The sequence below is a fragment of the Mesorhizobium sp. M4B.F.Ca.ET.089.01.1.1 genome, from assembly GCF_004022605.1.
GTDB lineage: Bacteria > Pseudomonadota > Alphaproteobacteria > Rhizobiales > Rhizobiaceae > Mesorhizobium > Mesorhizobium abyssinicae.
Window position 1 is genome coordinate 16,090 of sequence record NZ_RZOS01000016.1, and the last position, 18,110, is coordinate 34,199.

Sequence of the window (18,110 nt, forward strand, 5' to 3'; positions counted from 1 at the left end):
ATATCGTCCGTACGATTGCGGCCCAAAGGTCAGCGCTTGGGCTGGCTATAGACGCATAATGTAGACCAGTCTGTAGTAGGGCGGCAGTACCGTTGTGGCTGACGTATCAGCATGCGCCTTAATCTGCCAGTACCCACCCTGCGAGCCTCCACTTACATGGAGCCCGCCCTCCTCAAAGCTGTCGATTCTTGCGGTCGTCGTGTGCGTATGCGTATCGGATCCACCCGTCTCTCCGACCTGCAACGGAGCACTGCCAAGGATAAACTTGTCCGTCAAATTTGGCGTGCCTCGGGTGCCGTCACACAATGCCCAGCCCTCGGGCAACATCAAATCAGCTTTGACGTCGCCAATCTTATGAAGCGCTTCGGGGGGCGGGTTCCACGCGACGACCGTGCCTTTTGGCACGCCGAAGGGCGCTTCGACCCGGCCTATGTTCGCCTCAAGGACTGCTCTAGTTTTCGGATAGCCCTGCAGCGTGTGCCAATACGATTTCGCTGTCACCTCGATTGGCCCCGAGTAGAGTGTCACATTGCCGGTTCGTATCCCGTCTAGGAATTGGGCGATTTGATCGAAAGATGTGAACGTTGTTGCGCCTCTAGGCTCCAGGCCGCCTGAGGTAACCTCAGCCCGCAACTCAACATTCGCTGCTCTGAGTTCGGTCTTGACGCTTTCCGCGACATTGCCTGCCCCTGATACCGAACCGAATGCAGCTTTGAAGGCAGCTTTGAACTGACGGCTCTCTGCTTCGGTCCCCTTCTGCTTCCGACCATAGATGGCAACCTTGTACCCATATCGGATCGCCTGTACGTAGTGCGAGCCGTAGTCGGCGACGAACTGCAAAAGGCGCTCATCCCTGCTGCTGATTTGCTCGGAGCTTGGAGCGCCCTTCCAAACTATTGAATGACTGTCGATAGGAGCACTTGTGATACTCTGCGAGATGATCGCAACGATCACGTCGGACGATGCTGTCACCCGCTTTACGTAGTCAAACGCGACGTTCCCAGAACCGAACGCGAACGTCGCCTTCATGTTTGCGCGCAGAACATGAGTTAATTCGTAGTCGGTCTGATCCTCGATAAAAGCAGTCGTCGAGCTGAATATCTCGTCCCGCTTAAGTCCTTGCTGCACCTTAGCAGCGTTCGGCATTGTGGGTTCTGCAAATGGACCGAGAGGAGCAGGTACAGGGCTGTCGGGATCGTCTAGATTTAGGCCCAACCCAAGCTTTACATTTGAGCCGATATCGCCCGACAACGGCACAACGTGCGTTTCCTTCGTGATATTATAGAGATCAAGGGCGAATGTAGGCGCGCATGAGAGAACGAAAGCAAGCATAGAATAGAGAAAAGTTCGAAGCAGCCTGGTCACCTTTAGCCCCCCTTTTGCGAAGGTAGCATGGTGTTCGTTCTGATATGGGCAGTCAAGTAAATGGCTTGATGGTTGAACGGTTTGATCTCGCGGCGATCCCTGCTGGTTAAGCGATTGAGTTGCCGGAAGCGTAGCATCTGATGAAATTCATGGGGATGAAGGACACGCTTCCGAGCGGGCATTTCGGACCGGGGGTCCAGAGGCAGCCAGCCTTGTGGCCCCAACACGCCTTTGATGCGCGCGTCAATCGCACCAGTTGTTTTTGTGCTTCGGCCTCCATTCGCGAGCGAACCCCTCCCGCAACATTCGTTGACCCAGCTCGTTTCCGTCCGAGTCGTAGATGTCTACCAGCGGGCGCTGCTGTGGCGTTTTATCGTTGAACCCTGAATAAACGACTGTTAGCCCATCTTGCCTTAAAAGCTCGCGAAGTCGGCTCTTCGCGAGCTGCGCAAGTTTCAGCTCTTTCTTGCATTTAGCGTGGGTGATTTCAGGCGTGTCTATCCCTCTCTGGTATGGGACACCTTGCCCCAGCAGCCTCATATTTCTCCCGTCGCATTTGACGGTGTCGCCATCCACTGCCGTCAAGCTAAGGCAGACCAGTATCGTCTCGATCATCGTAGAAGCCGGGCACCCGTGCCGTCCCCATTGGTGATTTCGACCTTATGGGCCAGGTAGGCCGCCTTGATCTTGTCCTTTGTGGTGTCTGTCGCTGCCCCCGTCGTTTCGAAGCGATGGACCGTGGAAAACGCGATTCCGGCATGCTCCGCCAACTCGCGGACCGACCATTTTAAAATCGCTCGGGCAGCCCTGTTTGCCTCGGGCGTTAGCTCAGCCATGCACCTAAATCTCCAATTTTGAATACAGGCGTAGCGAAATATCTTGACGATCGCTACGTATGTAGTTACGAATACACGTGTAGGCAATTTAGCGCAACGGGTGCTTTGATGACAGCCCTGGTTTCCCTTGACCTCACGCCGGCGACAGACGCGTACCGCCCCCTTGTCGCAGATGCTTGGCGAATTTCCAGCCAGGAAGTCGGCGAAACAATTCGGATGGTTACGCAGAGTCTGAAAGTCATTGCCGAGGCTGACGAACTGCTCCTCCCGAACATCCCTGTACATCGGCCGGCATTCGTCGAGCAGTGCCGCAAGCGCCTCCCTTGGGAACTCTCGCTCTATCTCGAACATGTTCGCCGGATCAGCGAGACGGAAGCCGAAATGGAAGCGCGCGGCATGGCCTTTGCGCGATCGTCCTACGCTTGGGGTGCATGATCATGGCCCCAGGCATTGTTACCTGCCACCAGCGCCAATACGAGGAGAAATTGAAATGTCGAACACCAACGCTCAGACAGCCGCCGAAGGTATGTCTGATTACCCCCGCAATCCACAGCGCTTCACCCACGTTCGCGCCTTCTTTCGTAAGGTGCTGATGCCCTGGCATGCGCGTGCGGAAAGCCAAACCGAGCCCATTGTACAGGAGAGTTTCATGAACCAGCACGTAGACCGTCGTACCCTTCTCACATCTTCAGCGGCGGCCACGGCGGCCTTCGCAGCAGTGGTCAATGCACGAGAAACGCATGCAGGACCAACGCCGTCCCCCAGCGTCGCGAATGCCGTCGAACATCCCGATGCTGAGTTGTTCCGGCTCGAAGCCGAGATGGAAGTGGCGTCTGCGCGGCTGAAGAAGATCGAGCGGGCCCAAGCGCGCAGAAGCAAGAAAGCCGAACGAGCTGCCGGCCCCAGGCCTCTTACGCCCGACGCGTGGGAGCGAAAGCAGCCAGGAATGCCGGAGGACCTCTGGCAGATGAATCAATCGGCACTGCAGAACGCCACGGTCGCAGACCTGAAGGAGGGAACTTGGCGGCCGGCACCCGTCGCAGAGTGGCAGAACCAGCGCGACCAAGAGCGTGCTCTGGTGGAGGCCGAATGGGCTCAGTTCAAAAATAAGCACCAGGAGCAACTCCGCCTCCTCGGCTATGAAACCGGAGAACCAGAGTTCAAAGACGCCTGCGATCAAGAGTGGGAGGTCGGGATGCGCATCTTCGCCGTCCCCGCACAAACCATCGACGGCATGATGGTGAAGCTCAGGGCGAACGACAGGCTCAAGCTTGAGGATTATGACAACGCGAACGCAGCGCACGCCTCTATCGCCGAGGATATCCGGCGCCTGGCGGGCGAGGGCGCAAAATTCACCTCTCCTGAACCGGCGGCTGCACCAACGTCAGAGATTCCACGCGACCAACTCTTAGCTGCCTATTCCGAGTGGCTGCACTTCGAGCGTTTGAACCTGATGCGTGACATCTATCCAGGCCAAGATATGCACGAGATGCTGCGTTACGTTCCGTGCAACACCCGGTCGAGCTGGTTCCACTTTCCTTTGCCGGATGATCCTCGTGGCACATGGGAAACAATGCCGTCGCCAGCTACCCGTGCGCTGGCGGTAATGCGCACGGTAGGTGTCGATCTGACCAAGGGCGGGAAATACGCCGATTGATCGAAGTACCTCAGAGCTTCGGTTTGCGAATGAGTTTCTTGCTGCGGGGTGCCGGCTTGGCCCTCGCAGCCTTTCTTTCAGCATCCCACTTCGCGCGCAATTCCGCGTGATAGTGCTCCAGCCGCCGAACCCCCTCAAGCAGGTCTTTCTCTCCGTGTCGTTCTTGCAAATCCTGTCTGAGCAACCGACCTGCCGCCAAGCGAAGCGCCCCCTCGACTATGTCTTCAATCGCTGATGATCGCTCGTCATTCGGCAGGGTGTAGTCTCGAAGTCTCGGATCGTGGAAATCGAGTGCCTCTCGCACCTCAATGTCATCCGGCCAGTCACCGCATTTGTCGCAGAACGATTGGGCGCCCTTCACCACGTCAATGCATTGCTGAATTACGCTATAAGGCTCGCCAGCACCGCGCGACACCCGCATGATATTCGCAGCCAGCTTCCGAAGGGGCCATTCGATTTCATATTTTGCCCGCGCCTTATCGACCGACTTTCGGTCGTTCTCGGCTGCAAGCCGGATATGTGGCCTTCTCTGACCGTCGTCCGACATCGCTTTACTCCTCACTGCTTCTGAACTCTCTCTGCTAGGCTGGTGCATCTTCCTTCCTTAGTTCGCAGTCAGCGCGGGATTAGCCGTGTCGAACCGCTCTAGCGCAAGCCACTGATAGGTGAAGCTTCCATCGGGCTTGTTCGCTTTCACCAGAAGCCACGAGCGGCCAGTACATGCATCGAGCAGTATGGGCGAATATGGCTGTTGGCCCACACCCTGCGTGACCGAAAAGCAATGGCTCATTTCTTGCTGCTGAGGTTCATCCCGCAGCCAGTTACATCCACTCAGCACTACTCCCGAGAGCAGCAAAGCAGTTGTTGTTTTCATTGTTCCCCCCGTCTCGCATCAGGGTAACGTGGCAGTGGGGAGAATTGAAGAGGAGCCGCCACAGCGCGTTTTCGTTTTCCGGAGGGATAGTACCAGCGCCCCCGCTCCCGCTTACGGGAGGCTGCGTGCGGCCGAATTAGGGACTATTTTTTGGCCAGGAACGATCCGCAGCATTACCCACGAGAAGCGCCAGTATTAACAGGCACCCCACAACTCCCTATGGCCGCGAGGATCCGCCAGTTAAGGGAGCAAACCATGTCATCAGAAGCACACCCGTCATCGGACCGAGGCGCCATGACGATCGACCAGTTTTGTCATTGGGCATCAATTGGGCGGACCCTTGCCTATCAAGAAATCAATGCGGGCCGCCTCCGGTCCGTGAAGATCGGCAAACGGCGGCTGGTATTGTGGTCGAGCGCTGTGACCTGGCTTGCCGCCCTGGAAGACGGGGCTAGGGGGATAGACCCCCGGGTTTCGCCAGCCGGTTATCAGGGGCACGGAAACCGACCATCTCTTAAAGACAGCACCAACTGAACCACTATCGAATGGATCTTCTCTATCAAGAACAATCTGTCAGGCAAATGGCGGAATTCGCCTAATGGAAAGGGACCCATGTCAACGTCAGATTATCCCATCAATGACCGGATAGCCGAGGCAACCCGCACGCTCGAAAAATGGGCTAGCGGTGCCGGTCGGAGGGTTGTGCGCTGCGGCCCCAATCATCTGAAGGTAGGTGATGCGAACTTCTACCCGAGCACAGGGACCTTTTATGTCGACGGGCAACCGCGAGAGGCAGCCAAAGGCGTGAAGGCGTTTATCGAATTCCTCGAAAACAGGGCTGCCGGCCGCCGGAACTCGGCGCATACCATAAAGCCCGATATATTTAACTGACTTCACAACGGCTTACGAAAGCCAACCTGTGTTCGAACCGCTGCTTTTCTGCGTTTTCCGTGCCGAAGGGGAAAACGCAGAAAAGGAGACGCCTAGAATAGGCTTGATATTGCGGAGGGGGCGGCCCGCTCTTTGCGGGCCAGGAATTGCCGGTACCAGAAGTCCGACCATGCCTCCTCAAACGTCGAATCCCAGTCGAATATGCCGACACGGTGGAATTCGCCTCGCTTCATCGCTAGCCGTTGAGCCCGATCGGAAATTTGGAGCGAGCGGCCGGTTCGCTTGAATGGAATGATCCCTTGGGCAACCCCTTTTATTCCGAAGTGGCGGGCAAATCGATAAATCTCGGTGTCAGCGACGCTCTCATTGCCCAAACGGGGGTTTATCCCCTTGACGATGTATCGGAACCACGCCCACTGGCTGACAACATCGATGGCTTTCCGAACTGCCAGCTTTTTGTCGGCCACTAGCCGGTCACCGGACGTTGGATCGATGCAATCCAAAGTTCGCCTTACCCAAGCCACTGCTTTGCCTTGGGTATTATCTGGTATGTGCAACTGAAGATGGGCATGAAGGCGTGTGTTCGGTGGCCGCTCCCACACGTAGATGTACACACACGGGATTTGTCGATACTCGCACCAGGCGCGGTATCTCGCCAGGAATGAACGAAAGAAGTCCTGGCTGCGGGCGTCCGATCCGTCAAAGCTGATCGTGAGTTCGGCGTTCATCAGCCGACCACAGGAATTGGCATACTGCACCGCGTCGTAAAGTCGGAAAAATTCAGCTCCGGAAATGTAGAAGCTGCATTTGGAAGTGACAGGCATCCCGCCCAATGGGAGATGAAAGTTTTGCGGTCCACCGCGCATTTCCGCCCACTCGGCAGGTGCGGGACGATCATCGAACGGGCAAGGCTTAGTTTTGGCTGACACGCCGGTCTCCTATTGCTCACGCACCGAAGGCCGGTGCGTGACGTATAGAGTTCAGGCTGGGGGGTAGATAACCGACTGCTGTAAATTTGTGCCTTCGAGCCGCGAATCCTTTGCGTAATGTGGCAAAAAGGATACGAAATGCTCCCCTACCATCAGCCCAGCCTTCCAATTCCACCTCGCGACGTCCTTGAACGCTTCGACGTCCATGAGCCCCTGGACACGCGTTTCCAGTCATGCGCGCGGTTGCTCCAGTCGATATGGCGAGGGCGCAACGGGTTTCCCGTGGGTGTTTATTCGCACGCGACAGAGGGCACCCGGAAACTAGGGAGCCGTCTGGATAATTCGGCAGCCAGAGCGGGAGTGAATTATCTGCGACCGGACATCGCCAAGTTGGTGAGGCGTGAACTGGCCTATCGGGAGCGTGGCGCACTCATCGACGAAACCAGAGCTTGGGAAAATCTCCTCAGCAGCTCGGCTTTGGTCTTCAACCTCTTTGGTCCCCTGAAACTGGATCTTGCCCTGGCCAGGACGGTTCTCATGAGCGCCTTCGGAATCAATGCCAAGACCGTGAACGGGATATTCTTCGAAACCTCGCCGGGAAGAGGCGACAACTCCTACATCGGCGACCACACAGCGCTAGACATTCTCGTCGCCTACACTGACGGCGATGATCGATCAGCCTTTATCGGCATCGAGTTGAAATACTCAGAATGCTATTCCGGGACAGCCACACCGGTGAAGGATAGACATCTTGAGGTCGCACGGCGGTCGCGGCTCTTTGTTGATGCGGATGACACTGCGTTGCACCGCGCGCCTTTAAGGCAGTTCTTCGCCGAACACTGCCTATGCCAATCGATGGTGTACGAGCGCCACCATTTCGATCGGGGGATGTTCGCGGTAGTGTTCCCAACTCTCAACCATGAGATCAGAACGACAATCGAAGCGTACCAGTGCCACCTGGATGTCGCTGGTAGCGAAGCGCTCCCATTCCGGGCGGTAAGCCTCGAAAGCATGGTGGCCGCAATCTGCGACGCTGGTGAAGTCGGTCTGGCACGCACGCTGGACGAACGGTACCTCGACTTCGGTCCGGTCTACGATCTGATCGACGATTGGGAGCCAACCTTCAGGGCTTAGTTGGCGGCCACCGCTTGAGGCGCACTCGCGTGGCGTTCACCCGCCGTGCGTCCGGCGCCTCGGAAGGCTTATTCGACCGTTATTAGACGATTTGCGGAGGCGGCCAGCTAAGACGTTGAAAAGCTTGGTACGCCCAAGGGGAATCGACCCCCTGTTCCCGCCGTGAGAGGGCGGTGTCCTGACCGCTAGACGATGGGCGCGCTCAAGAACCGGCTACATAGGCTGGCGGCTGGGAAAAAGCAACTGGGGTTTCGGCGCGTTCGCTGACATTCCAAAACTGTCGAGCTCAGCCCTGTCGTTTCGGCTCGATCAGGTCCCAGAGATTGCCGTAAAGATCGGCGAACACCGCCACCGTGCCATAGGCCTCGAAGCGGGGCGCTTCGCGGAACTCGACGCCGTTTGCGAGCATCGCCTGGTGGTCGCGGGCAAAGTCGTCGGTCTCGAGGAAGAGGAAGACCCGGCCGCCGGTCTGGTCGCCGATGCGGCTTGCCTGCTCGGCGTCGGATGCTTCGGCCAGCAGCAGCCGCGCGCCGTTTCCGTTCGCCGGCGCGACGGTGACCCAGCGCTTGCCGCCGCCGGGGTCGACATCGTCGGCGAGCACGAAGCCCGCCCGCTCGACATACCAGGCAATTGCCTCGTCATAGTCCCTGACCACGATCGCCACCGTGGCCACCCGGCGGTTGTCGGCAAAGCCCGTCATTTGTTGCGAATGGCGAAACGGCCGACGAGACGGCGCTCGCCAATGTCGTAGACGAAGATGGCGCGACTGCCGTCGGCAAGCTCGGCATCGATCGAGATGCGGTTGCCGGACAGCGACTGGCTGACCACCTTGGCGCCGACGGGCAGCACGATGTCGGCGCTCAACGGTTCGCCGGCCGGCACCTGGATATCGCTGGCAAGCGGGGCGCCGGCGGGCGGCGCGTTGCGCGCTTTGTAGACAAGCGCTCCGATCACCACCATAAGGGCAAGCAACAAAAGGCCGAGATTGATGGCCATGAAGCGCAAGAGTTTCTTCCGCACGCTTTCGACCCCGGGATCGAGCGGCTTTTCTTCGTCTTCGTCGGCAATCGGCCTGACCATGGCAAAAATTCCGGAACCTTCTTTCGATGAGCGCTCATAGCGAAGAGACCCAGCAATTCATAGAGGCAGCCCCGATCGTGCTGCAGGCAGGAGGCGATGCCGTCGGCCAGCGCCTCGACCAATGGCTGGCCGGCCAACTCGGCCCTGACATGTCGCGCAGCCGCGTGCAGATGCTGATCAGGCAGGGCGCGGTCAGCATCGGCGGCAAGGTCGTCGAGGAGGCCAAGCGCAAGATGTCCGCCGGCGAGCGGGTAGCGATCGAGATGCCGGAGCCCGAGCCGGCCGAGCCCCGCGGCGAGGCGATCGCCCTCGACATCCTCCATGAGGACGACGAGCTGATCGTCATCAACAAGCCGGCGGGACTGGTCGTGCATCCCGGCGCCGGCAACTGGACCGGAACGCTGGTCAATGCGCTCATCCACCATTGCGGCGACAGCCTGTCCGGCATTGGCGGCGTCAGGCGGCCCGGCATCGTTCATCGTCTCGACAAGGAGACCAGCGGCGTCATGGTCGTCGCCAAGACCGACCGCGCCCACAAGGCGCTGTCGGAGGCCTTTGCCGACCACGGCCGCACCGGCGACCTCGAACGCGCCTATCTGGCGCTGGTCTGGGGCATTCCGTCGAGGCCGACCGGCACGGTCGATGCGCCGCTCGGCCGCGCCGCCGACCGCGTGCGCCGCGCCGTAGTGCCGCTAGGCCGCGACGACGCCCGCCACGCTGTCACGCACTTTAGCGTGATGGAGCGCTTCGGCGAGCGGCAGAAGGACCTCGCCACCGCAAGCCTGGTCGAATGCCGGCTGGAGACCGGCCGCACCCACCAGATCCGCGTCCACATGGCTCATATCGGGCATCCCGTCGTCGGCGATCCCGATTACGGCCAGGCCTTCCGCACCAAGGCAAACCGGTTGCCCGAACCGCTGAAAGGCGCTGTCAATGCCTTTCCGCGGCAAGCTCTGCACGCTTGGCTGCTTGAATTCCGACACCCGGCTACCCATCTAACGATGAGGTTCGAGGCGCCGATACCGAGGGACATGGAGGAACTCGTCGGCGGCTTTCGCAATCTCTGAGCCCGCCATCAAGACGCTTCAAGCCAACCATCAAAAAACCTGACTGGCGTTGTTCACTTCAGCGTGACACACTGTTTCGTGTTGAACAAATGCCTGTCTTTTCTGGTTTTGTTCCTATATACACCAGTTGCCGCGGATGAGCCGATTGGCATTCGCGTCACATGCCCGCCGCGTTTCGGGGGCATCACTCCAATAGAGAGGGGGCGCTATCATGGCCCAGTCACTACCCAGTATCGTTTCCGGCGAAGGCGGCCTCAGCCGCTACCTGGAAGAAATCCGTCGCTTTCCGATGCTTCAGCCGCAGGAAGAGTACATGCTCGCCAAGCGTTACGCCGAGCATGAGGACACCACGGCCGCGCACAAGCTCGTCACCAGCCATTTGCGGCTCGTCGCCAAGATCGCCATGGGCTATCGCGGCTACGGCCTGCCGATCGGCGAGGTGATCTCGGAAGGCAATGTCGGCCTGATGCAGGCCGTCAAGAAATTCGAACCGGAGCGCGGCTTCCGGCTCGCCACCTATGCCATGTGGTGGATCAAGGCCTCGATCCAGGAGTACATCCTGCGCTCGTGGAGCCTGGTCAAGATGGGCACCACCGCCAACCAGAAGCGCCTGTTCTTCAATCTGCGCAAGGTGAAGGGCAAGATCCAGGCGCTCGACGATGGCGACCTGAAGCCCGAGCAGATCGCCGAGATCGCCACGCGCCTCAACGTCTCCGAGGCGGAAGTGGTGTCGATGAACCGCCGCCTCTCGGGCGACGCTTCGCTCAATGCCCCGATCCGCGCCAGCGAGGGCGAGTCCGGCGAATGGCAGGACTGGCTGGTCGACGACCACGAAAGCCAGGAAGAGATGCTGATCGAGCAGGACGAGCTGGAAAACCGGCGCTCCATGCTGTCGGGCGCCCTTTCCGTGCTCAACGAGCGCGAACGGCGCATCTTCGAGGCGCGCCGCCTCGCCGACGAGCCGCTGACGCTGGAAGAGCTGTCGGCCGAGTTCGACATCAGCCGCGAGCGCGTGCGCCAGATCGAGGTGCGCGCCTTCGAGAAGGTGCAGGACGCGGTCAAGGCCGCAGCCAAGCGCCAGACCCAGGCCCTGCGCACCATCGAGGCGCAGCCGGCGGCTTAGCCAGCTGAAGGCATAAATGAAAAGGCGGCGCTCCGGCGCCGCCTTTTTTGTTTGGCGAAGGCGGCGAAACCAGCCCTTTCTCCCCGTCACTATACGGGGAGAAATGTCCGGCAGGACAATGAGGGGCAGCGCCCACGCCGCGAGGTTTTCCTTTCAGAACGACCTACGAAGGTTTCGGCGCAATCACAGCCGAACGCGGCGCTGCCCCTCATCCGCCCTTCGGGCACCTTCTCACCGTTCACGGGGAGAAGTAAAAGGGCTCACGCCGAAGGCTGCTTGGTCTTCCTCAGATACGGCAGGATCGTATCGAAGGCGCCGAAGCGCTTGATCGCGTCCTCGTTGGAGACCGCGGCGGTGATGATGACATCCTCGCCCTGTTTCCAGTTCGCCGGCGTCGCCACCTGGTGCTTGGCCGTCAGCTGGATGGAATCGATGACGCGCAGGATCTCGTCGAAGTTGCGGCCCGTGGTCATCGGATAGGTCAGCACCAGCTTGATCTTCTTGTCCGGCCCGATGACATAGACCGAACGCACCGTGGCGTTGTCGGCCGGCGTGCGGCCTTCCGAGCTCTCGCCGGCGCCGGCCGGCAGCATCTCGTAGAGCTTGGCGACCGCGAGGTCCTTGTCGCCGATCAGCGGATATTTCACCTCCTGGCCGGTCGCCGTCTTGATGTCGGCCTGCCACTTGTCGTGGCTGGCGACCGGGTCGACGGAAATGCCGATGATCTTGACGTTGCGCTTTTTGAACTCACCCTCCAGCCCGGCCATGGTGCCGAGCTCGGTCGTGCAGACCGGGGTGAAGTTCTTCGGGTGGCTGAACAGCACCGCCCAGCCATCGCCGATCCATTGATGGAAGCTGATCGTCCCTTGCGTGGTTTCGGCCGTGAAGTCCGGCGCGATATCGTTGATCCGAAGACTCATGACATGTCCCTACCCTTTGACTGCCGCCGGCATGCCGCGCCGGCACCGCTCGCAATCTCTACCACTCCCAAGGCAGGCTTCATACGGCGCAGGCCGCCGGGAATGGCGCCGGCGATGAAAAATTTTCATCTTTTCTCGGCAAATCCGGCAGGAATTTCTGCCGCCTCGGGCTCAGGCCTTCTTGACCGCCAGCGTCGTCGCCAGGTCTTCCATGCGCTGGGCCAGCGCGCCCAGCGCGTCGGTCAGCACGCCGTCGCTCTTGCCGGCCTTGGCCAGCGCGTCGTCGCGCGTCTTGCGCAGCGTCAGCACTTCGCTTTCCATGCCCTTGACGCGCTTCTGCAGCTCCGAAAGCTCGTCCATGACCATGATGCCGGCCATCACCGTCAGCCGCTGGTCGCCGATCTCGCCGAACGAGTCCTTGAGATGCGCGACATAGCGGTCGAAGCGCTCGGCCAAGTCGATCAGGTGCTCTTCCTGGCCCTCGTCGCAAGCCATGCGGTACTGCTTGCCGTCGATGGAAACCGTGACCTGTGCCATTGGCCTACCTGTCCAACACCGCGCGGATGGTTTCCATGGCGGTCACCAGCCTGCGCGATACTTCCTTGTTGGCGTCTTCCAGCCGCTCGGCGCGCGCTTCGGAATTGTCGAGTTCCTGCGCCAGCCTTGAGCGGTCGGCGTTCATGCGCTGCACCTCCGCCTCGGCCTCCGAATAGTCGCGCTCGTGCTCGAGCTTGGCCGCGACGGCGTTTTCCAGGCCTTCAATGGCTTTGCCCAGCCTGGCGATGACTTCCTTAAGCGTCGTTTCCCCGGTCATGGCTCGTCCTGCACCCTGCCCATCACCGAATCGTTCGCGTTCAGAACGCGTTATCCAGGAAACATTAGGCGCCGTGTGAAGGCAACGTCAATAAAGCTCTCGCGACTGTCCCCCGCTAACGCTAATGTAGGTCTGCCGGGGCCATCACAAGCCCGGCAAAAACGCACCGATTTGTTGACTCAAGGGCCGCGCCTGCTATGTGTCGCGCACCCTTTCCAGGCCTTTCCCAGGGCCTCAAACCCCCACCCCGGAGGAAGCATGACCTCGCGTGAACAACATGACCGGATGGCCAATGCGATCCGTTTCCTTTCCATGGACGCCGTCGAGAAGGCGAATTCCGGCCACCCGGGCCTGCCCATGGGCTGCGCCGACATCGCCACGGTGCTGTTCACCCGCTTCCTGAAATTCGACGCCAAGGCCCCGCACTGGGCCGACCGCGACCGTTTCATCCTGTCGGCCGGCCACGGCTCGATGCTGCTCTATTCGCTGCTCTATCTGACCGGCTACGAGGACATGACCCTCGACCAGATCATGAATTTCCGCCAGCTCGGATCGAAGACCGCCGGTCACCCCGAATATGGCCATGCCGCCGGCATCGAGACGACGACCGGCCCGCTCGGCCAGGGCCTCGCCAACTCGGTCGGCTTCGCGCTCGGCGAGCGCATCATGAACGCCGCCTTCGGCAAGGACCTCGTCGACCATTATACCTATGTGCTGGCCGGCGACGGCTGCCTGATGGAGGGCGTCTCCCAGGAGGCCATCGCGCTCGCCGGGCATCTCAAGCTCAACAAGCTGATCGTGCTGTGGGACAACAACAACATCTCGATCGACGGCCCGGTGTCGCTCGCCGACAACACCGACCAGGTCGCCCGCTTCCAGGCCTCCGGCTGGAACGCCACCCACATCGACGGCTTCGATCCGGAAGCCATCGCCTACGCCATCGAGGCGGCGCGCCATTCCGACAAGCCGACGATGATTGCCTGCAAGACCACCATCGGTTTCGGCGCCCCGACCAAGGCCGGCACCAACAAGGCGCACGGCTCGCCGCTCGGCGCCGAGGAAATCGCCGGCGCGCGCAAATTCTTCGGCTGGGATTCGCCGCCCTTCGAGGTTCCCGCCGACATCCTCGACGCCTGGCGCGCCGCCGGCCAGGCCGGCGCCAAGGCCCGCGCCGATTGGGAGGGCCGTCTCGCCAAGGCGGACGCCACGCTGAAGGGCGAGTTCGAGCGCCGCATCTCCGGCAAGCTGCCGTCGAACTTCGACAGCGTCATTGCCGACTACAAGAAGAAGCTCTCGGCCGACAAGCCCAAGGTCGCCACCCGCAAGTCCTCGGAAATGGCGCTGGAAGTCATCAACGGCGCGGTGCCGGAAACCATCGGCGGCTCGGCCGACCTGACCGGCTCCAACAACACCAAGACCAGCCAGACCAAGAACATCACCCCTGACGACTATGGCCAGCGCTATGTCCACTACGGCATCCGCGAGCATGGCATGGCGGCGGCGATCAACGGCCTGACGCTGCATGGCGGCCTGATCGCCTATGGCGGCACGTTCCTGTGCTTCTCCGACTATGCCCGTCCCTCGATGCGCCTCGCCTCGCTGATGGGCATCCGCTCGATCTTCGTCATGACCCATGACTCGATCGGCCTCGGCGAGGACGGTCCGACGCACCAGCCGGTCGAGCATGTGGCAGCGCTTCGCGCCATCCCCAACCACAACGTCTTTCGCCCGGCCGACGCGGTCGAGACGGCGGAGTGCTGGCAGCTGGCGCTCGAATCCGAAAAGACGCCGTCGACGCTGGCGCTGACCCGCCAGAACCTGCCGACCGTTCGCACCGAGCACAGCGAGAAGAACCTCAGCGCGTCCGGCGCCTATGAGCTCGCCGCTGCGAACGGCGAGGCGGCGGTGACCATCTTCGCCACCGGCTCCGAGGTCGAGGTCGCGCTCGGCGCGCGTGAGTTGCTGCAGCAGCACGGCCACCCGACCCGCGTCGTCTCGGTGCCCTGCTTCGAACTGTTCGACCAGCAGAGCGACGACTACCGCAGGAAGACGATCGGCAATGCGAAGGTGAAGGTCGCAATCGAAGCCGGCATCCGCCAGGGCTGGGACCATATTATCGGCAGCGATGGCATCTTTGTCGGCATGACCGGCTTCGGTGCCTCGGGCACCATCGAGCAGCTCTATCCGCATTTCGGCATCACCGCCGAAGCGGCGGCGAAAGCGGCGGAAGCCCGCCTGCACGGCAAGTAAGGGTTGAGCCAAGCGAGCCCGTCAAAACCAAGCATGGCCGCCTTGGCGGGCTGGCCCAACCTAATCGATTTAAATCCAAGCCTTCCAAGGCTGGATTCTTCGCCCGTCCGCCGCTATGAAGCTGCGGACCCAATCGCCTTCCAGCTCCCAGGGAGAGAAACATGACCGTCAGAGTTGCCATCAACGGATTCGGCCGTATCGGCCGCAACATCCTGCGAGCCATCCATGAATCCGGCCGCAAGGACATCGACGTCGTCGCCGTCAACGACCTCGGCCCGGTCGAGACCAATGCGCATCTCTTGCGCTACGACAGCGTGCATGGCCGCTTCCCGCATGAAGTGACGGTCGACGGCGATCAGATCTCGGTCGGCTCGGAGAAGTTCAAGGTCACCGCCATCAAGGACCCGACCCAGCTGCCGTGGAAGGAACTCGGCGTCGACATCGCGCTCGAGTGCACCGGCATCTTCACCGCCCGCGACAAGGCGGCGGCGCATCTCACCGCCGGCGCCAAGCGTGTCATCGTCTCGGCGCCGGCCGAAGGCGCCGACCTCACCGTCGTCTACGGCATCAACCACGACAAGCTGACCAAGGACCACATCGTCATCTCGAACGCGTCCTGCACCACCAACTGCCTGGCGCCGCTCGCCGCCGTGCTGCACGAGACCGTCGGCATCGAGAAGGGCATGATGACGACGATCCACTCCTACACCGGCGACCAGCCGACGCTGGACACCATGCACAAGGACCTCTACCGCGCCCGCGCGGCGGCGCTGTCGCAGATCCCGACCTCGACCGGTGCAGCCAAGGCGATCGGCCTGGTGCTGCCCGACCTCAAGGGCAAGCTCGACGGCATCTCGATCCGCGTGCCGACCCCGAACGTCTCGGTCGTCGACTTCAAGTTCATCGCCAAGCGCTCGACCACCGCGCAGGAGATCAACGAAGCGGTGATCGCCGCCTCCAAGGGCAAGCTGAAGGGCGTGCTCGCCGTTACCCATCACCCGAATGTCTCGATCGACTTCAACCACGATCCGCATTCCTCGATCGTCGCCCTCGACCAGACCAAGGTCATGGACGGCAACTTCGTGTCGGTGCTCTCCTGGTACGACAATGAATGGGGCTTCTCCAACCGCATGGGCGACACCGCGGTCGCCTTCGGCAAGACCATCGCCTGATCGCGGCGGACTTCGATCTTTCCAGACCAGACGCCCGGCTTCGGCCGGGCGTTTTTCGTTTGCGGGCCGGGCTGGCGCCCCAAGCGGCAAAAGCTCCGGAAATCAGCCCCATAGGAGCAAAAAACCACGCTGCCGCCTTGCACTGGTCATGTCTTCGCCCCACTCTGCCGTAAAGCGGGGAGGGAGGCGGATTTGAGGGGCAATTCCGGATGGAGCATGCGATCTATCTTGTAACGCTGGTCGGCACCGCCCTTGTCGTTGCCGCCGCGTTTTCGAGCCTGATCGCCTTTCGCTTCGGCGCTCCCCTCCTGCTTCTCTTCCTCTGCATCGGTCTGGCGACCGGAACCGACGGCCTCGGCATCGAATTCGACAACGCAAGGCTGGCCTATTTTGCCGGCTCACTGGCGCTGGCCGTCATCCTGTTCGATTCCGGTTTCGGCACGCCGCTCAATGCGCTGCGCCAGGCAGCCGGGCCGGCGCTGTCGCTGGCGACCGTCGGCGTCATCCTGACCACCGGCCTGTTCGGCGCCGCCGCCTATTACCTGCTCGACCTCACCTGGCTGGAATCCTTCCTGCTCGGCGCCGCCGTCGCCTCGACCGATGCGGCTGCGGTGTTCTTTCTGCTGCGCGCCGGCGAGATCAATTTGCGCGAGCGCGTGCGCGCGACGCTCGAGGTGGAATCCGGCACCAATGACCCGATCGCCATCTTCCTCACCATCACCCTGGTCGAGATCATCGCCGCCCACGCCAATCCCGAGGCCAATGTGCTGGTCACCAACCTCGCGCTCGGCTTCCTGCTCAACATGGGTGTCGGCGCCGTCGTCGGCATTCTCGGCGGCCTCGCCATCGTGCGCCTTGTCGAGCGGCTGAACCTCGACCACGGCCTGCTGCCGATCTTCGTGCTGACGCTGTCGCTGATGGTGTTCGCAGCCGCCGGCGCCATTGGCGGCTCCGGCTTCCTGGCGGTCTACCTCGCCGGCCTGATAGCGGGCAATTCCGACATCCGCGCCGTCACCATCCTCAAGCGCTTCCAGGACGGCATGTCATGGCTGGCGCAGATCATCATGTTCCTGATCCTCGGCCTGTTCGCCACGCCCTCGCAGTTTCCGGCGATCCTGGTGCCGGCGGTCCTGCTCGGCCTGTTCCTGATCTTCGTGGCGCGGCCGGTCGCCGTCTGGCTTTGCCTTGTCCCGTTCCGCCTGCCGCGGCCCGAGGTGGCTTTCGTCTCCTGGGTCGGACTGCGCGGCGCGGTCTCCATCCTGCTTGCCATCACGCCACTGCTCGGTGGCCTGGAAAACGGCCGCGTCATCTTCAACACCGCCTTCATCATCGTGCTGGTATCGCTGGTCGTGCAGGGCTGGACCGTCGGGCCGCTGGCGCGCCGCCTCGGCCTCATCGTGCCGGCGAGGCTCGGGCCGCTCGACAAGGTCGAGCTCGAACTGCCGGGCTCGGCCCATCACGAGCTGCTCGCCTATCGCGTGGCGCCGGGCAGCCCGGTGGCGCGCGGCGAGCGCATCCCGCGCTGGGCGCGGCCCTCGCTGGTGCTGCGCGACGGCCGCTCGATGCGCTTCCAGGACATGGGCCGGCTGGCCGCCGGCGACCAGGTCTATATCTTCGTGCCGGATCGTTATCCGCGCCTGCTCGACAAGCTGTTCGCCAGCCGCGCCGTGGTCGATCCGGAGGACGCGGATTTCTTCGGCGCCTTCGCGCTCGATCCGACGCGCTTGGCCGAGGAATTGGAGGCCGCCTATGGGCCGGGCCTGACCGAGGCCGAGCGCAAGCTGACCGTCGGCGCCCTGGTGACGGAGCGGCTCGGCGGCCATCCCGAATATGCCGACCGGGTGCTGATCGGACCGATCGAGCTCATCGTGCGCGACGTCGACGACAAGGGGCGGATCATCGGCCTCGGCCTGTCCTTCGAGCCGACCGCGCCGGTGGCGCGCGTACCGGTGTTCCTGAGCGCCGGCGAGATCCGCGACCGCATCGCCGCCTTCGTCC

20 protein-coding genes and 1 tRNA gene are annotated in these 18,110 nt (G+C 61.5%); 9 read left to right on the plus strand and 12 right to left on the minus strand.

Features of this window, described 5'->3' with window-relative positions; translation table 11 throughout:
• Window positions 1-45 precede the first annotated feature (45 nt).
• The 3 genes from EN780_RS03090 to EN780_RS03100 form a co-directional block, all read right to left on the minus strand.
• On the minus strand, window positions 46-1,365 hold the full coding sequence (locus EN780_RS03090; RefSeq protein WP_128271971.1) for a hypothetical protein: 1,320 nt from the start codon (window positions 1,363-1,365) through the stop codon (window positions 46-48).
• Between the two features lie 243 nt (window positions 1,366-1,608).
• The gene (locus tag EN780_RS03095) at window positions 1,609-1,980 is read right to left on the minus strand and encodes a thermonuclease family protein (RefSeq protein WP_128271973.1); all 372 of its coding nucleotides are present in this window, start codon (window positions 1,978-1,980) and stop codon (window positions 1,609-1,611) included.
• Window positions 1,977-2,201 (minus strand): helix-turn-helix transcriptional regulator, encoded by a 225-nt coding sequence (locus EN780_RS03100; protein ID WP_128271975.1) that lies wholly within the window; start codon window positions 2,199-2,201, stop codon window positions 1,977-1,979. Before EN780_RS03100 ends, EN780_RS03095 begins: the two co-directional genes overlap by 4 nt.
• 108 nt (window positions 2,202-2,309) lie before the next feature.
• Here EN780_RS03100 and EN780_RS03105 point away from each other — a divergent pair, with 108 nt between their 5' ends.
• Window positions 2,310-2,636 carry a hypothetical protein gene (locus EN780_RS03105; protein WP_128271977.1) on the plus strand — a complete coding sequence of 109 codons (327 nt, stop codon included), beginning with the start codon at window positions 2,310-2,312 and terminating at the stop codon, window positions 2,634-2,636.
• 55 nt (window positions 2,637-2,691) lie between these two features.
• A complete protein-coding gene (locus tag EN780_RS03110; RefSeq protein WP_128271979.1) occupies window positions 2,692-3,858 on the plus strand; it encodes a hypothetical protein in 1,167 nt (388 codons plus the stop codon).
• A gap of 10 nt (window positions 3,859-3,868) precedes the next feature.
• Here EN780_RS03110 and EN780_RS03115 read toward each other — a convergent pair whose 3' ends face one another.
• Together EN780_RS03115 and EN780_RS03120 are read right to left on the minus strand one after the other, a co-directional pair.
• Entirely contained in the window at window positions 3,869-4,405 is a 537-nt protein-coding gene (locus tag EN780_RS03115; RefSeq protein ID WP_128271981.1) for a hypothetical protein, read from the minus strand.
• 57 nt (window positions 4,406-4,462) lie between these two features.
• Window positions 4,463-4,732, minus strand: a complete 270-nt coding sequence (locus EN780_RS03120) for a hypothetical protein (protein ID WP_128271983.1) — start codon at window positions 4,730-4,732, stop codon at window positions 4,463-4,465.
• A gap of 294 nt (window positions 4,733-5,026) precedes the next feature.
• Here EN780_RS03120 and EN780_RS39675 point away from each other — a divergent pair, with 294 nt between their 5' ends.
• Window positions 5,027-5,266, plus strand: a complete 240-nt coding sequence (locus EN780_RS39675; RefSeq protein WP_210215018.1) for a hypothetical protein — start codon at window positions 5,027-5,029, stop codon at window positions 5,264-5,266.
• A 449-nt stretch (window positions 5,267-5,715) separates the two neighbouring features.
• Here the strand turns inward: EN780_RS39675 and EN780_RS03130 are convergent, their stop codons facing one another.
• Window positions 5,716-6,552 (minus strand): hypothetical protein, encoded by an 837-nt coding sequence (locus EN780_RS03130; protein WP_128271985.1) that lies wholly within the window; start codon window positions 6,550-6,552, stop codon window positions 5,716-5,718.
• A 138-nt stretch (window positions 6,553-6,690) separates the two neighbouring features.
• On the opposite strand from EN780_RS03130, the gene EN780_RS03135 reads away from it, so the two are divergent.
• Entirely contained in the window at window positions 6,691-7,686 is a 996-nt protein-coding gene (locus tag EN780_RS03135) for a hypothetical protein (protein WP_348631238.1), read from the plus strand.
• A 125-nt stretch (window positions 7,687-7,811) separates the two neighbouring features.
• On the opposite strand, the gene EN780_RS03140 is transcribed toward EN780_RS03135, so the two are convergent.
• From EN780_RS03140 to EN780_RS03150, 3 genes are all read right to left on the minus strand, one after another.
• Window positions 7,812-7,886: transfer RNA gene (locus EN780_RS03140), tRNA-Glu, on the minus strand.
• Between the two features lie 86 nt (window positions 7,887-7,972).
• Window positions 7,973-8,386, minus strand: a complete 414-nt coding sequence (locus tag EN780_RS03145; RefSeq protein WP_128271989.1) for a VOC family protein — start codon at window positions 8,384-8,386, stop codon at window positions 7,973-7,975.
• Window positions 8,383-8,766 (minus strand): fimbrial protein, encoded by a 384-nt coding sequence (locus tag EN780_RS03150; RefSeq protein ID WP_128271991.1) that lies wholly within the window; start codon window positions 8,764-8,766, stop codon window positions 8,383-8,385. The genes EN780_RS03145 and EN780_RS03150 overlap by 4 nt, the downstream gene beginning before the upstream one ends.
• A gap of 26 nt (window positions 8,767-8,792) precedes the next feature.
• On the opposite strand from EN780_RS03150, the gene EN780_RS03155 reads away from it, so the two are divergent.
• Both EN780_RS03155 and rpoH read left to right on the plus strand, forming a co-directional pair.
• On the plus strand, window positions 8,793-9,833 hold the full coding sequence (locus tag EN780_RS03155; RefSeq protein WP_128271993.1) for an RluA family pseudouridine synthase: 1,041 nt from the start codon (window positions 8,793-8,795) through the stop codon (window positions 9,831-9,833).
• Window positions 9,834-10,044: 211 nt separating this feature from the next.
• Complete coding sequence (gene rpoH / locus EN780_RS03160; RefSeq protein ID WP_127282783.1) at window positions 10,045-10,956, plus strand: RNA polymerase sigma factor RpoH; 912 nt, start codon at window positions 10,045-10,047, stop codon at window positions 10,954-10,956.
• Between the two features lie 260 nt (window positions 10,957-11,216).
• On the opposite strand, the gene EN780_RS03165 is transcribed toward rpoH, so the two are convergent.
• The 3 genes from EN780_RS03165 to EN780_RS03175 form a co-directional block, all read right to left on the minus strand.
• Complete coding sequence (locus tag EN780_RS03165; RefSeq protein WP_127282782.1) at window positions 11,217-11,876, minus strand: peroxiredoxin; 660 nt, start codon at window positions 11,874-11,876, stop codon at window positions 11,217-11,219.
• Between the two features lie 171 nt (window positions 11,877-12,047).
• The gene (locus EN780_RS03170) at window positions 12,048-12,413 is read right to left on the minus strand and encodes a cell division protein ZapA (RefSeq protein WP_127282781.1); all 366 of its coding nucleotides are present in this window, start codon (window positions 12,411-12,413) and stop codon (window positions 12,048-12,050) included.
• Window positions 12,414-12,417: 4 nt separating this feature from the next.
• Complete coding sequence (locus EN780_RS03175; RefSeq protein WP_006200774.1) at window positions 12,418-12,690, minus strand: DUF4164 domain-containing protein; 273 nt, start codon at window positions 12,688-12,690, stop codon at window positions 12,418-12,420.
• A gap of 258 nt (window positions 12,691-12,948) precedes the next feature.
• Between EN780_RS03175 and tkt the strand changes: the two genes are divergently transcribed.
• The 3 genes from tkt to EN780_RS03190 form a co-directional block, all read left to right on the plus strand.
• Window positions 12,949-14,940 (plus strand): transketolase, encoded by a 1,992-nt coding sequence (tkt, locus tag EN780_RS03180; protein WP_127393552.1) that lies wholly within the window; start codon window positions 12,949-12,951, stop codon window positions 14,938-14,940.
• Window positions 14,941-15,101: 161 nt separating this feature from the next.
• Window positions 15,102-16,112, plus strand: a complete 1,011-nt coding sequence (gene gap / locus EN780_RS03185) for a type I glyceraldehyde-3-phosphate dehydrogenase (protein ID WP_127310279.1) — start codon at window positions 15,102-15,104, stop codon at window positions 16,110-16,112.
• Between the two features lie 209 nt (window positions 16,113-16,321).
• A partial coding sequence (locus EN780_RS03190; protein ID WP_128271994.1) for a potassium/proton antiporter occupies window positions 16,322-18,110 on the plus strand: 1,789 nt, incomplete at its 3' end.